The sequence below is a fragment of the Rhodococcus sp. AC861 genome (assembly GCF_979256035.1).
This window is the reverse complement of the sequence record NZ_CEEDMW010000091.1, coordinates 1-243: the sequence shown is the minus strand read 5'-3', so window position 1 is coordinate 243 and position 243 is coordinate 1. Positions and strand designations below refer to the sequence as shown.

General features: G+C 51.4%; 1 pseudogene. It reads right to left on the bottom strand.

Annotated elements, in window-relative coordinates:
- A pseudogene (locus AC0IX4_RS23275) lies at positions 1 to 243 on the bottom strand (IS1 family transposase); the annotation flags it as partial.

The window sequence follows — 243 nt, the reverse complement described above, 5'->3', positions numbered from 1 at the left end:
GGTTTCGTCAGCCCGGGGGCCAAAAGTGTAGGCCAGAACACCACCAGTTTTCGTGTTGTACACGTACCAGAGCCAGTGCTGTCGCGCTTTACTGCCGACAAAGCTCCATTGCTGACTAAGTTTGCAGATGAGTGCCACATCAGCATGAGCGACCGGGGATGACGTTATTCTTCGTGGCGAGAGTTTTTTAAAGTTCGGATGACTGTATTAATGCCGATTTTCAGCGTACGGGCAGTATCGCGA